The 13,530-nt window shown below is 68.3% G+C and carries 10 protein-coding genes; 5 read left to right on the forward strand and 5 right to left on the reverse strand.

What is annotated here, in order from left to right; all coding sequences use genetic code 11:
• The first annotated feature begins 1 nt into the window (after position 1).
• Both ABLE91_RS16700 and ABLE91_RS16705 read left to right on the forward strand, forming a co-directional pair.
• The gene (locus ABLE91_RS16700; RefSeq protein ID WP_348932458.1) at positions 2-991 is read left to right on the forward strand and encodes a Bug family tripartite tricarboxylate transporter substrate binding protein; all 990 of its coding nucleotides are present in this window, start codon (positions 2-4) and stop codon (positions 989-991) included.
• 30 nt (positions 992-1,021) lie between these two features.
• Entirely contained in the window at positions 1,022-1,375 is a 354-nt protein-coding gene (locus ABLE91_RS16705; protein ID WP_348932459.1) for a hypothetical protein, read from the forward strand.
• A gap of 97 nt (positions 1,376-1,472) precedes the next feature.
• Here ABLE91_RS16705 and ABLE91_RS16710 read toward each other — a convergent pair whose 3' ends face one another.
• The 4 genes from ABLE91_RS16710 to ABLE91_RS16725 are packed head-to-tail and all read right to left on the reverse strand — an operon-like array spanning position 1,473 to position 6,900.
• Entirely contained in the window at positions 1,473-1,694 is a 222-nt protein-coding gene (locus ABLE91_RS16710; RefSeq protein ID WP_348932461.1) for an RNA-binding protein, read from the reverse strand.
• A 14-nt stretch (positions 1,695-1,708) separates the two neighbouring features.
• Entirely contained in the window at positions 1,709-4,834 is a 3,126-nt protein-coding gene (locus ABLE91_RS16715; RefSeq protein WP_348932462.1) for an efflux RND transporter permease subunit, read from the reverse strand.
• 5 nt (positions 4,835-4,839) lie between these two features.
• Positions 4,840-5,382 carry a hypothetical protein gene (locus tag ABLE91_RS16720; protein ID WP_348932464.1) on the reverse strand — a complete coding sequence of 181 codons (543 nt, stop codon included), beginning with the start codon at positions 5,380-5,382 and terminating at the stop codon, positions 4,840-4,842.
• 15 nt (positions 5,383-5,397) lie between these two features.
• On the reverse strand, positions 5,398-6,900 hold the full coding sequence (locus tag ABLE91_RS16725) for an efflux RND transporter periplasmic adaptor subunit (protein ID WP_348932466.1): 1,503 nt from the start codon (positions 6,898-6,900) through the stop codon (positions 5,398-5,400).
• Positions 6,901-7,875: 975 nt separating this feature from the next.
• Between ABLE91_RS16725 and ABLE91_RS16730 the strand changes: the two genes are divergently transcribed.
• Positions 7,876-9,348: a protein adenylyltransferase SelO gene (locus ABLE91_RS16730; RefSeq protein ID WP_348933004.1), complete on the forward strand. Its 1,473-nt coding sequence runs from the start codon at positions 7,876-7,878 to the stop codon at positions 9,346-9,348.
• 339 nt (positions 9,349-9,687) lie between these two features.
• On the opposite strand, the gene ABLE91_RS16735 is transcribed toward ABLE91_RS16730, so the two are convergent.
• The gene (locus ABLE91_RS16735; protein WP_348932469.1) at positions 9,688-10,485 is read right to left on the reverse strand and encodes an IclR family transcriptional regulator; all 798 of its coding nucleotides are present in this window, start codon (positions 10,483-10,485) and stop codon (positions 9,688-9,690) included.
• A gap of 173 nt (positions 10,486-10,658) precedes the next feature.
• Here ABLE91_RS16735 and ABLE91_RS16740 point away from each other — a divergent pair, with 173 nt between their 5' ends.
• On the forward strand, positions 10,659-11,636 hold the full coding sequence (locus ABLE91_RS16740; RefSeq protein ID WP_348932471.1) for a tripartite tricarboxylate transporter substrate binding protein: 978 nt from the start codon (positions 10,659-10,661) through the stop codon (positions 11,634-11,636).
• Positions 11,637-11,670: 34 nt separating this feature from the next.
• Complete coding sequence (locus ABLE91_RS16745) at positions 11,671-13,437, forward strand: thiamine pyrophosphate-binding protein (RefSeq protein ID WP_348932473.1); 1,767 nt, start codon at positions 11,671-11,673, stop codon at positions 13,435-13,437.
• The last annotated feature ends 93 nt before the right edge of the window (positions 13,438-13,530 follow it).

The following is a 13,530-nucleotide window of genomic DNA, read 5'->3' on the forward strand; positions in this document are numbered from 1 at the left end:
CATGACGCTGGAGATCACCCGCCGGACCTTGACCGCCGGCCTTGCCGCCACCGCCCTTGGCACTTTCTTCCGCAGCGCCCCGGCGCTGGCGGACTGGCCCGACCGGCCCATAAAGCTGGTCATCGGCTTCGGCCCCGGCGGGACGGTCGACACCATGGCACGCATCCTGGCCCAGGGGCTCAGCCCCCTGCTGGGCCAGCAGGTGATCGTGGACAACCGCCCCGGTGCCGGCGCCAGCATCGCGGCCAGCGCGGTCGCGCGCGGACCAGCCGACGGCTACAGCCTGCTCTACGGCGTGTTTTCCCACGCCGTCGCCCCCGCGCTGATGAAATTGCCCTACGACACCACGGCCGACCTCGTGGGCGTATCGGAGGTGGTGAAGGTTCCGGTGTTCCTGTTCGCCGCGCCGCGCACCCCCTTCAGCGACCTCAAGGGACTGATCGCCGCCGCAAAGGCGGCGCCCGGTACCATCACCTATGCCTCAGGCGGCATCGGCTCGTCGGCCCATCTGGCGGGCGAGCTGCTCCAGCGCCGGGCGGGCATCAGCCTCGTGCACGTGCCCTATACCAGCGGCGGAGCGGCGCTCCAGGCGCTGCTGGCCGGCGATGTGCAGCTCCTGTTCGACACCCCGCAGAACGCCACGCACAGCTTCCTCGACAGCAGGAAGATGAAGGCGCTGACCGTGATGGCCTCGGCCCGCCTGCCCAACTACCCGGATGTGCCGGCCATCAGCGAGGCGGGGCTCGGCGACGGGCTGGTGGTGGAAGCCTGGCAGGGCGTTCTGGTGAAGGCCGGCACGCCGCAGCCCATCATCGACACGCTTCACCGGGCGATCGTGAAGGTGATGGCCATGCCCGAGACCCTGCAGCGGGTGGAAGCCCTCTCGGTGGTGCCCGCGCCCAGCGACCCGGCCGCTTTCACCACCTTCTTCCGTTCGGAGGTGCAGCGCTGGACCCAGGTGGCGAAAGACGCCGGGGTCACCGCGCAATAGGCCCAGCCAAGGTCGATATTGTTCTCGAAAATGACGCCGGACCCCGGCTTCGTGAGCGGGCAGCGTTATCATCGCCATGAGGGCTCCGACTATCTGGCCGTCTATGAGATAGACGACCTCGGCACGATGACCGTGCAGGCCGCCACAAAGGTGAACACCCAGCCCTCCGAGCAGATCACTTGGATGCCGAAGAACGTCACGGGCTTCACCCGGTATCTGGCGAACGAGACCTCGGTACGCGCCAAGGGCGATGTTGATGCTGCAGTGAATGCCCCAGTGCTTTACGCCATCGCGTTCAACGTGCCGACGGAGGCGACCGCATACTCACGGGCCGATAACTTGGGCCAAGCGTATAGGCCATGCCTGCTATCGGCCCGCTCTTAACAAGAGCAGGCGGCAGCAGGATCGATCATCCTTGAAGACCGTCGATGCAGTGCCGAGGTGCCGGCGACCACAGAATCTGACCGAAAAAGCCCCACCATCACTTCCTGCTCGTAAAGTCCGACTTCTGGAACATCAGATCGATCTGGCGCTCCTCATCCGCCAAGCGGCGTTCGACCTCAGCGTTCTGGCCGGCGTGCTCCCAGAAGGCGTCGGCGTAGAAGGTGTCGTAATAGTTCTGCATCGTGTTCATGCCGACGTCGACGGTCACCGTGCCGAGCACGGCGCCGAAGAGGAGGAAAGCGGTCACCGGGTCCAACATCGGGCGTTCTCCTTTCAGAAGGTTTCGACAAGGCGGGTGGCGTCGCGCCCGACCAGCAGCCGCTCTACCGGCTTTTCGCCGAAGATGCGGAACAGGACCGGGGTGGTGAGGGTGTCGAGCGCGGTGGCGCTGACCAGCCCGCCGAAGATGGCGACCGCCACCGGGTGCAGGATCTCCATCCCCGGCAGGTCGCTGTCGTAGAGCAGCGGGATCAGCGCCAGCCCGGCCGACAATGCCGTCATCAGCACCGGCATCAGCCGCTCGGCGCAGCCGCGCTCGATCAGGCCGCGGCCGAAGGGCATGCCCTCCAGCGCGAGGTTCAGGAAATGGCTGATCTTCAGGACGCCGTTGCGCACGGCGACGCCGGCCACCGCCACCATGCCGATCATGCTGGCGAGCCCGAGATCCACCCCCCACAGCCACATGGCCAGCACACTGCCGATCAGGGCCAGCGGCACGTTGCCCATGATGACGAGGCTGAGCGCGGCCGAGCGGTAGCGCTGGCGCAGCACGGCGAAGATCAGCACCAGCGAGAGCACCGACAGCGCCGGGATCAGCACCTGCGCCTGCTCCTGCTGGCGGAAGCTGCCCTCCAGGCTGGTACGGTAGCCCTGTGGCAGCGGCGTTGAGGCGACGATGGCGCGAAGCTGCTCCACCACATGGCCGGTGTCGGCCCCTTCGACATTGGCGCTGACCACGATGCGGCGCTTGCCGTCCTCGTGCATGATCTGGTTGGGGCCGGCGGTCTCCAGCACGGTCGCGATGGAGGACAGCGGCACCCGGCCGGCCGGGGTCTCCACCTCCAGCGCGGCCAGCGCCCCGGTGGTGCGATCGGCGTCGGACAGGCGCATCACCACGTCGATGCGGCGGCTGCCGTCGATCACCTGCGAGACGATGTGGCCGTTGGACAGGCTCTCCAGCGTGCGCGTCACCGCAGCCGGCGTGATGCCGAACAGCTTGGCGCGGGCATAGTCCACCGTGATGCGGATCTGCGGCACACGCGCCTGCTGCTCGGCGAGCACGTCGACCATGCCGGGCACCGCGGCGAAGGACTGGCGGAAGCGGCCGGCCAGCGTGCGCAGCGTCTCCAGGTCCTCGCCGTAGATCTTCAGCACGATGGAGCCGCGCACCCCGTTGGCCGCGACCTCCATGCGAGAGGTGAGGAACTGGGTCACCGTCACGTCCACGGGCAGCCCGGCGAGGCGGTGGCGGATGTCTTCGATGATGACGGGCCGGGGGCGGCCGTCGGTGCGGATGGTCACCGGCAGCTCGCTGCTGGTGATCGGGTCGGCGTCCTCGTCGCCGTCATTGCGGCCGGTGCGGCGGGCGACCGTCACCACCTCCGGCACCTCCCGGAGGATGCTCTCGGCCAGCGCGCCGATGCGGGAGGACTCGCTGAGCGACAAACCGGGCTTGTTGAGCACCTGGACGTAGAGCGTGCCCTCGTTGAACGGCGGCAGGAAGGTGGCCGGCAGCAGCGCCACCGATCCCATGGTGGCCACGAACAGCACCGCTGTTCCGGCGATCAGCGTGCGCGGCCTGTCGAGCGCCCAGGCGAGCGCCCGTGCGTTGAGGCGCAGCATCGTGCGCACCAGCGCGCCCGGCGCGTCATGGGCGCTGACCACCGAGCCGGAGAAGGCATAGGCGCACAAGGCCGGGGTCACCGTGATCGACACCAGCAGGCTGACCAGGATCGACACCACGTAGGCGATGCCGAGCGGGGCGAACAGCCGTCCCTGCTCGCCGGGCAAGGCGAACAACGGCAGGAACACCAGCAGGATGATGAGCGTGGCGTAGACGATGCCTGAGCGCACCTCGTTCAGCGCCCGGGCGATCACCTGGAGCGCGCTGTGCGGCATGCCGGCGCGGCGGTTCTCGTCCAGCCGGCGCAGGATGTTCTCCACGTTCACCACCGCGTCGTCGACCAGCTGGCCGATGGCGATGGCGATGCCGCCCAGGGTCATGGTGTTGATGGACAGCCCGACCAGGTGGAACACCAGCACCGTGACCAGCAGCGACACCGGGATCGCCGCCAGCGAGATCGCGGTGCTGCGCAGGTTCATGAGGAACGCCATCAGCACCACGGCGACGATGATGATGGCGTCGCGCAGCGCATGCTCGACGTTGGACACCGAATTGTTGATCAGGTCGGCCTGATTGTAGGTGACCTTGCCCACGATGATGCCCGGAGGGAGCGCCTCCTTGAGGCCGGCCACCGCCTCCGCCACCAGCCGTGCCACCTCCACCGTGTTGGCATCGGGGTGCTTGACGATAGACAAGAGGGCCGCCGTGTGGCCGTCGACGCTGCCCTCGCCGCGCTTGACCCGCGGCATCACCGCCACGTCGGCCACCTGGGACAGCGACACCGGGCGGCTGTTGCGGAAGGCGACCACCACATCGCGCAGATCGTCCAGGCTGGTGGAGCGGCCGACATTGCGGATGATGAACTCGGTCGCCCCGAGATCGATGAAACCGCCCGAGCTGTTGGTGCCGAACTGGCCGACCGCGCCCTCGATCTGCTCCAGCGTGATGTCGAGCTGCCGCATGGCGGTCGGGTTGGGCAGGATGGAGAACTGCCGGGCCGAGCCGCCGACGACATAGACCTGGCTCACCCCGGGCACCGCGAGCAGGCGCGGGCGCACCACCCAGTCGGCGGCGTCGCGGATCACCATGGGGTCGGCGGCAACACCGTCGACCGGCTGCCCCTCCACCGCCACCTGCATCACCAGCCCCATGACCGAGGCCGGCGGGGCGATCTGCGGCACCACCCCGGCGGGCAGGCGGTCCCGCGCCAGCGCCAGCCTCTCGCCGACCAGGATGCGGTTGCGAAACGGGTCGGTGCCCCACTCGAACTCGACGTAGACGGCGGCAAAGCCGGGGGCTGAGGTGCTGCGCACCCGGCGGACGCCGGGCATGCCGTTCATCACCATCTCCACCGGGACGGTGATGAGCTGCTCGACCTCCTCCGGCGCCAGGCCGTTCGCCTCCACGGTCACGGTGACCATGGGCGGGCGCAGCTCCGGCAGCAGGTCGATCGGCATGTTGCGGGCGACCAGCAACCCGTAGATCACCATGGCCGCCGTGACGGCGAGCAGGAACAGCCGCTTTTCCAGGCTGAAGCGCACGATGGCCCAGAACATGGCGCTCAGCGGCCCCCAACCATGCCGGTGAGCTGGAGCGACGCCAGCCGGGCCAGCCGCTCGCCGTACAGGATGCCCGCACCGGCGAGCGCCGCGACGACGGCGACCAGCCACCACACCCAGCGGTGCGAGGCCGGGGCGGACGCCGGGGCGCTGACGATGTCGATCGCCGTCTCGATGCGGGCGGTGCCGCCCCCCAGCCCCAGCGACACGGTCAGCGGCCAGTGGCCGGCGGCGAGCGCCACGTGCGCCGCCTCGAAGAGGCCGTTGGATACCGGCTGCAGGATCCAGCGCGTTTTGCCGATTTCTACGGTCAGCTCGCCGACAGAGGCCGGCGCGTTGTCTTCGGCGCGGTCGACGAAGGCGAACAGATCGTCACCCGACAGCACCAGGACGATGTCGAGCCCGTCGACGCTGGTCACCACCCGCGGCAGCGGACCGGCAAGGGCGGCGGCAGCCGGCGGACCGGCCGAGGCGGCACCGGACAGGGCGGCGCCGACCGGAAGGAAGAGCAGAGCCAGAAGGGCGAGCGTGCGGATCAAGGTCACGGGGAAAGGCTCCGCTTATTGGTATTGCGCCAGCAGGCGCGCGCTGCGGACCACCACGCGGGCGCCGGGGTCGAGCCCGTCCACCAGCATGGTGCGGGCGTCCAGCGGCTCGGCCCGCACCGGGCGGGCACGGAAATGTTCGGCATCGATGTGCTCCCACACCTCGTCGATGCCACCGGGACCGCTGACGATGCTCTCGTGCGGCACGGCGACGCCGTGGCCGGCGGTGCCGCCTGTGGTGACGAACAGGGTGACCGGCCGGCCGACGCGCAGGCCCTCCACCGGCGTGTCGATGACATATTGGAGCACCGCCGCCTGCTGCTGGGTGGCGAGCCCGGTGCCGACGAAGCGGACGCCGAGCGGCTTGCCCTCCGACGTCACCGCGGAGGCCGACGGCGCCACCGCCGCCGCCGCCGCTGCCGCCGGGTCGGAGGCCGAAGCCTCGATCCAGAGATGGCCGGGGTTGACGATCTCGAACGCGATCTGTCCGGGCTGGATCACCTGGCCGGCGACGACGGTGACCGACGACACCACGCCGTCGGTCGGCGCCCGCAGCGTCTCGCGGGTATCGATCAGCGGCAGCAAGGCGGCGCGCTCGCGGCGCAAGCCTTCCAGGTGCCGCCGCTCCTGCACCACCTTGCCGTCGCGGAAGGGCACGAACCAGAACTTCTGCAGGATCTCCAGGTTCTCGGTGGCGGCGCGGATATCGTTGGTGAGGCGCGCCACGTCGCGGCGGATCTGGGTGCGGTCGACCACGCCGATGGCCGGCACCACATAGGCCAGCACGTCGCCGCGGCGGACCCGCTGGCCCAGCGCCGGCAGGCCGGCATCGGTCGCCTCGACCCGGCCCGGGACGCTGGCCTCGACCAACCCCTGCGCGTTGGGATCGGCGATGATGCGGCCGGGAAGCTTGACGGTGACCGCATGCGCGCCGCCCTCGGCCGCCGCGGTGCGGATGTCGAGCAGGCGCTGCATCGCCTTGGGCACGAAGAAGCTGCCGTCGGCCTCGCGCTGTGGCAGGTCGCCCAGCAAGGGCGCCAGGATGCGCGGAAGTGCGGCCACCCTCGCCTCGTCGGCCGGCGGCTCGGTTGCCACCTCGACGGGCGGCGTGGGAAGCGGGGTCAGCGGCACCGGTTCGACGAATCGCTGCTGCAGCACCAGGACCGGAACGGGCTGCGGCGGCTCGGGCTCGACCAGCGGGATGACCGGTGCGGTCGCCGGCGTGCCTGCGCTCACCGACGTGCCGTTGACGCCGAGCGCGTAGGACAGCTCCCAGCCGAACTGGCTCACCGCCTGCGTCGCCGAGGACGCCGCCCGCGCGGCGGCCGACCACACCGACCAGGCCCCGGCAGGCGGGGGCTCGGGCGCCGGCTCCAGCCGCGCAATCGTGTTCCAGGAGGGGGCCGCCGCCGCGGGCGGATCATCGACGGTTGGGTCGGGCGGCATCGCCCGCGCCGGCCCCTGGAGCATCATTGCGCCGAGAACCCCCACCGCCATCACCGCTGCTCGCCCCCGCATGCCACCCTCGTAAGAAGCAGAAGAACCGCCGCGCTCAACCGCGCCAAACTCGGCCCCAAAGACAAAACTTCGTCACAATCGGGCCGCAGCCCGAGTGCTTACGTTAAGTAAAGCGATGCTCGCTCCACCGAACGGATAGTTCGCGATGCTTTTTGAAAAACCCCCGACTGCATTGGTTTCTAGAAGAAACCTAGCGCTGCGTAAGCTTAGACGCGGTCCCCACCACCGCAGCGCACAGGATCAGGCCGTAGGATGCGGAGCCGGAAGAGTCAACTTTGTTTTATAAGTCGACTAATATTCAGCATCAAAGTGAAAGTGGAACGTTGGCCGATCGCCCGCTCGAGCTATATTTTATGGTGAAGACGCAAGTTCGTCATCTCAGTGTTATTTAAGAAGCTTGCAGATTCCCCGACTGCGGGGCTGCGGCTACATTCAAAGGCTGTGCGCGCAAGGGCTGCTCGAAAACACAAGCCCAGCGTCTCGGGTGAGCTCGATGAGGTCCGGGATAGGCGGGGCGACAGCAAGGGCCGGTCATCGTGAGCTGCGAACGAGCTCGCGCGATGCCATCAGCATCATTCGCAGCGCGGGGGCCCATGCTTGAGTGACCGCCGGTCGTGCGACCTCCGACGATGAGCCTCCGAGGAGCGGCCATTGACATCGGAAAGCGCGTCGCCACATCCTGCGGATCGTTCAACAACTGAAAGGAGGTGGTCAGATGTCTCATTGTCACTTGCCGCGCGTGGCAGTCCTCATGAGCAAGACCTCCGCCTCGGGGGTCGCGCTCGCCTGAGCTGCCCATTCCAGGCAGGACAATGGAAGGGCCGTCCCGAAAGGGTCGGCCCTTCGCTTTTGTGCGGGTGGTGTCCCCGGTGCCGAAGGACCCCGCCGGCGGCGAGGCAGCGCCGGCGGTTGTCCGGTTTGCCGCCCGTACCCATCTATCCGGGGATACGAAAGCCACATCAGACTGGTCCGGTAATGGCGATTGCGTTCGAGAGCACGTTCAGCTCGCTTCCAGAGAGCCTCTATTCCGCCGTGAACCCGACCGCCGTCCGGCAGCCGGTCCTGATCCGGCTGAATGACGGGCTGGCCGAGGAACTGGGCCTGGACACGCAGTGGCTGCGGAGCGCGGACGGCCTCGCGATGCTCTCCGGAAATGCGGTCGTGAGCGCGTCCATGCCGATCGCGCTCGCCTATGCCGGACATCAGTTCGGCAATTTCGTTCCCCAGCTCGGAGACGGTCGCGCCGTCCTCCTGGGAGAGGTCGTGGACCGGAGCGGCACGCGGCGCGACATCCAGCTGAAAGGCGCGGGGCGCACGCCCTATTCGCGACGGGGCGACGGGCGCGCAGCCCTGGGGCCGGTCCTGCGCGAGTACATCGTCAGCGAGGCGATGGCCGCCCTTGGCGTTCCCACCACGCGCGCGCTGGCGGCCGTTGCCACCGGCGACCGGGTGCAGCGCGAGACCGGGCTTCCGGGGGCTGTTCTCACCCGTGTCGCCGCGAGCCACATCCGGGTGGGGACGTTTCAGTATGCGGCCACACGCGGTGACGCCGAGGCTCTCCGAAGCCTCGCGGACTATATCATCGCACGGCATTTCCCCGATGCTGCCGATGCGGACAATCGATACCTTGCTTTGTTCGATCATGTGGTCCGCGCGCAGGCGAGCCTCGTCGCGCACTGGATGTCGCTGGGCTTCATCCACGGCGTGATGAACACCGACAACATGGCGATTTCGGGCGAGACCATCGATTACGGGCCCTGTGCCTTCCTGGACACCTACGATCCGGCAAAGGTGTTCAGTTCGATCGACGAGTTCGGCCGCTACGCCTTCGGCAACCAGCCCCGCGTCGCAGCCTGGAACCTGGCGCGGCTGGCCGAGGCCCTGCTACCCCTGATCGATGAGAACCCGGAGCGGGCGGTCGCGGCTGCGCAAGAGGTGCTCGGCGGTTTCAAGGGCCTGTTCGAAACGGCCCACTTGCGCCGGATGCGGGCGAAGCTCGGGCTCACCACCGAAAAGCCCGAGGACGCCGGGCTTGTCGAGGACCTCCTGGAGGCCATGCGCGAGGGACAGGCGGACTTCACCCTCACGTTCCGAAGCCTGTCACGGCTGCCCGCAGGTGAAAGCGCTCCTGCCGGGCTGGCCGACCTGTTCGCCGATCCGAAGCGTCTCGAGGCCTGGTACGACCGGTACAAGACCCGCCTGCTGCGGGATCCCGTCTCCCCGCAGGAGAGGGCGCGCGCCATGCTTCAGGTCAATCCGCGCTTCATCCCGCGCAATCACCAGATCGAATCCGTCATCCGCGCGGCTGTGGATGAGGGCGACTATGCGCCATTTCATGACCTCGTCCGCGTCCTGGCCACGCCCTTTTCGGACCAGCCCGGCGACGCGGTTTACGAAGCGCCGCCGCGTCCGGATGAAGAGGTCCTGCGGACGTTCTGTGGCACGTAAGGCCATCTCCCGCCTGCGAGGAGACGGGGCGTCGGCGGAGGGTCGGCCTAAGCGCTTCCGGAGCTCTCCGCGACATGGCGCGGGGCCTTCTGGTGGGAGGATCGGGCCAGAAAAACAGCGGCCGCCGCGCCCGCGCCCGGCGCCCAGCGCGGGCCGAAGTGTCGGCCACCCATCCGAGGATGGGCGCCCCGATCGGCGTGCAGCCCAGGGCTATGGCGATGCGCAGCGCCATGATCCGCCCGTGCTTCGACGGCTCGCCAGGAACTTCCTCGCCGCGGTCTTGCTCGCCTCAACCCGCCTTTGGCTCAGAGTTTATGAGTCCATGACCCGAACGGCACTTCACTCCTCTTCCGCCTCGGGCTTGCGCGCCGGCTGCTGCGCCTTCTCGATGCGGCGCACCTCGGCGCGCAGCAGGCGGGCGACCTGCTCGATGCGCTCCGGCGGCAGCCGGCTTTCGATGGCGGCGACGCTGAGAGCGCCCGCGAGCACGCCATCCGCCCCCCGCACCGCGACCCCGACGGCAACCACGCCGGGCGCGCGGCTCACATTCACCGCATAACCGCGCACGCGCGCCTCCCCGACGAGGCGCACGAGCACCTGCGGCTCGAGGCTGGTGAAGCTCGCGAGGCGCGGCGCGTTCGCCGCCATGATGCTGTCGGCCTCCTCCTCCGGCAGCGCCGAGAGCATGGCGAGGCCGCCGCAGCCGACCCCGAGCGGAATTCGCGCGCCGACATCGATCGTAAAAGCCTGGATGGGGAAGCTGCCCGCCTTGCGCCTGATGCACAGCGCATCCCCGCCCGCGCGCACGGCGGCGAAGACGGTATCGCCCGTGCGCTCCGCCAGCAGATCCACGGACTGCTCGACGACCCCGCTCAAGGCGAGGCGCGGCTCGGCGAGCAGCCCCAGTTCATAGACATAAGGGCCGAGATGATAGCGCCGCGTCGCTGGGTTCTGGCTCGCGAGCCCCTCCGCGATGAGGCCCTGGAGAATGCGGTGGGCGGTCGCGTGGATGAGGCCGGTCTCGCGGGTGATGTCCACCATGCGCGCACCCGACTGGCTGCGCTGTGCGAGCGCTCGCAGCACGCTCGCCGCCCGCCGGATGCTCTGAACCCCCGCCGCGTCGCTGGACCCGCTCATGCTTGCCTCTTTTGGTTTCATATAGTCCATAATATGGACTTCTAAAGATCTAGAAATCCGCCATGAAATCTTTTCATTGACAGGATTATGTCTGGAGATATTTTTCCGAAAATCGAGTGAAACACAAATAGTCCATATTATGGACTTCATGGGGAAGTCAAGGGAGGAACGTCATGAACCGCAGAAGCCTGTTGCTGTCCTCGCTGGTCTGCGCCGCCGCGCTCGCGGCCGCGCCGATCGAGACCTGGGCGCAGACCTATCCCTCCAAGCCGATCCGTCTCGTGGTCGGCTATGCGGCCGGCGGTTCGACCGACCAGATCGCGCGCATCCTCGGCCAGAGGCTTTCGGAGGAGCTCGGACAGCCCGTGATCGTGGACAACAAGCCCGGCGCCGGCGCGACCATCGCCTCCGAATTCGTCGCGAAGTCCGCGCCGGACGGCTACACGCTGTTCATGAGCACGATCGCCAACACGATCAACACGACGCTCTACAAGCGCCTGCCCTTCGATTTCGAGCGGGACTTCGCGCCCGTCTCGCTGGTTGCCACGGTGCCGAACGTTCTCGTGGTCAATCCGAACGTCCCGGCCAAGACGGTGAAGGAATTCATCGCGCTCGCGAAGAGCAGGCCCGGCGAGATCTATTTCGGCTCCTCGGGCAGCGGCTCCTCGGTCCATCTCAGCGGCGAGCTGTTCAACATGGTGGCCGGCACCAAGCTCACCCACGTTCCCTACAAGGGCAGCGCCCCCGCGACCGTCGACCTGATGAGCGGCCAGATCCAGGCCATGTTCGACAACCTCTCCACCTCTTTGCCCTATATCAAGTCCGGCAAGCTGCGCGCGCTCGCCGTCACGAGCGCCAAGCGCTCGCCCGCCGCGCCCGACATTCCCACCATGGCGGAAGAGGGCCTGCCGGATTGCGAGGTCCTCTCCTGGTTCGCGCTCGTCGCCCCGGCCAAGACGCCACAATCCATCGTCGACCGCCTGAACGCCGCGACCGTGAAGGTGCTGAACGATCCCGCCACCAAGCAGCAGTTTGACACGCTGGGCGCCGATCCGGTCTCCAGCACCCCCGCCGAGCTCGCCACCTTGATCGGCTCCGAGACCGCCAAATGGGCGAAGGTGGTCCAAGCCTCGGGCGCGACCACCGACTGACCCTCCATTTCCCTGCACGAAGAGATTTTATCCCATGAATCAGCATGTCGAGCTTCAGGCCGGCTCCGGCCCCGAGGTTCTGTCCATCACAGGCGGTGAAGCCATCGCCCGCATGTTCCTCGCCTATGGCGCGGGCCCCATCTTCGGCATGGGCGGCTTCCAGCTCCTGCCCTTCTATGATGCGGCCCGCCGCCTTGGCCTCAGGCACTTCCTGGTGAATGACGAGCGCGCCGGCATCTTCGCCGCCGATGCCTATGCCAAGGTCTCCGGCCGCGTGGGCCTCTGCGACGCGACGCTCGGGCCTGGCGCCACCAATCTCGTCACCGGTCTCATGGAAGCGCTGAATGCCGGCACGCCCATGGTGATCCTCGCCGGCGACACCCACCGTGCCCATTCCTGGAAGAACATGACCCAGGAATGCCGGCAGGTGGACCTGCTCCGCCCGGTCTGCAAGGAGCTGATCCGCGTCGAGATGGTGAACCGCATTCCCGAGATCGTGCGGCGCGCCTTCACGGTGGCGACCTCGGGCCGGCCCGGCCCGGTGGTGATCGACATCCCGGAGGACATCTCCCACGCCGTCTATGCCTTCCCGGTCAGCGAGTTCGAGGTCGACACGGCCTTCGCGAGCGTGCCGGCCTTGCGCACGCGCCCCGACGGCGCGAGCATCGCCCGGGCGGCGGACCTGATCACCAAGGCCAAGTCCCCCGTCATCCTCGCGGGCGGCGGCGTGCATATTTCGGGCGCAGCGGAAACGCTCACCGCCTTTGCGCGCGGGCTCAACATTCCGGTCGCCCACACGCTGAGCGGCAAGGGGGCCATTCCCTGCGCGGATGCGCTGAATGCCGGCCTGTTTGGCCGCTATGACCGCATCGCCAACCCGCTGATCGAGGAATCCGACCTTCTGATCGTGGTGGGCTGCAAGCTCGGCGAGATCGCCACCAAGCGCTACACCATCCCCTCCCTCGGCAAGACGCTGATCCATCTGGACTGCGTCGCCGAGGAATTCGACCGCACCGTGCCCGCCGCCGTGAAGCTGTGGGGCGATGCGCGGCTCGGCCTCGAGGATCTTGAGGCCGCCCTGCGCACCCGGCAGGCGGAGCTTTCCGCGCGCTGGGCCGGCCGGCCCGCCGACATCTCGGCCCGCATGGCGGCATGGCGGGAAAAGGTGGGCGAGCGGCTGAATTCCAGCGAGACGCCCATCGACATCGCGCGCCTCCTCACCGAGATCAACGGGACGCTGCCGGAGAACGGCTATCTCGTCGCGGATGGCGGCTTCGCGGCCCATTGGGGTGGCCTTTTGTTCAACTCCCCGCGCGCGGGGCGCGCCTTCGTGCCGGATCGTGGCTCGGCGTCCATCGGCTACGGCCTGCCCGGCGCCATGGGTGCCGCGCTGGCGGCGCCGGACGCGCCGGTCTTCGCTCTGACCGGCGATGGCGGCTTCAACATGATGCTGGGCGAGCTGGAGACGGCGCGCCGGCTGAAGCTCGACTTCACCGTCATCGTCATCAACAACGCCGCCTCCGGCTATGTGAAGGCGCTCCAGCACCTCATGTATGGCCAGGGCGCCTACCAGTCCTCTGACCTCAGCGAGATCGACTATGCCGCCGTCGCGAACGCCATGGGCTGCCGCGGCATCCGCGTGGAGCGGCCGGAGGACGTCGCCGGCGCCTTGCGCCAGTCCATGGAGCGGTGCGGCGTCCCGACCGTGCTCGACGTGGTGGTGACGCGCGATCCGTCCAAGATGCTGCCGGGCGTGGACAGCCGCACCGTGCAGATCAAGCCCGGCGATCGCATCGCGTGACGGGGGCGGCCGGAGGGCTGCTTCCCTCCGGCCGCTCGCGAAGCGCGGCGTCGACCGCCGATCTGGCTCTCGACATCGGCTGTCGATCTTGGC

The organism is Aquabacter albus (assembly GCF_040049275.1).
Taxonomy (GTDB): domain Bacteria; phylum Pseudomonadota; class Alphaproteobacteria; order Rhizobiales; family Xanthobacteraceae; genus Aquabacter.

Excerpts from the sequence above, each read along its gene's own strand:
- ABLE91_RS16735 (WP_348932469.1), bottom strand. The coding sequence starts at position 10,485 with ATGAGCGGGTCCAGCGACGCGGCGGGGGTTCAGAGCATCCGGCGGGCG.
- ABLE91_RS16715 (WP_348932462.1), bottom strand. The coding sequence starts at position 4,834 with ATGTTCTGGGCCATCGTGCGCTTCAGCCTGGAAAAGCGGCTGTTCCTG.
- ABLE91_RS16740 (WP_348932471.1), top strand. The coding sequence starts at position 10,659 with ATGAACCGCAGAAGCCTGTTGCTGTCCTCGCTGGTCTGCGCCGCCGCG.
- ABLE91_RS16705 (WP_348932459.1), top strand. The coding sequence starts at position 1,022 with ATGACGCCGGACCCCGGCTTCGTGAGCGGGCAGCGTTATCATCGCCAT.
- ABLE91_RS16710 (WP_348932461.1), bottom strand. The coding sequence starts at position 1,694 with ATGTTGGACCCGGTGACCGCTTTCCTCCTCTTCGGCGCCGTGCTCGGC.
- ABLE91_RS16700 (WP_348932458.1), top strand. The coding sequence starts at position 2 with ATGACGCTGGAGATCACCCGCCGGACCTTGACCGCCGGCCTTGCCGCC.
- ABLE91_RS16745 (WP_348932473.1), top strand. The coding sequence starts at position 11,671 with ATGAATCAGCATGTCGAGCTTCAGGCCGGCTCCGGCCCCGAGGTTCTG.
- ABLE91_RS16725 (WP_348932466.1), bottom strand. The coding sequence starts at position 6,900 with ATGCGGGGGCGAGCAGCGGTGATGGCGGTGGGGGTTCTCGGCGCAATG.
- ABLE91_RS16730 (WP_348933004.1), top strand. The coding sequence starts at position 7,876 with ATGGCGATTGCGTTCGAGAGCACGTTCAGCTCGCTTCCAGAGAGCCTC.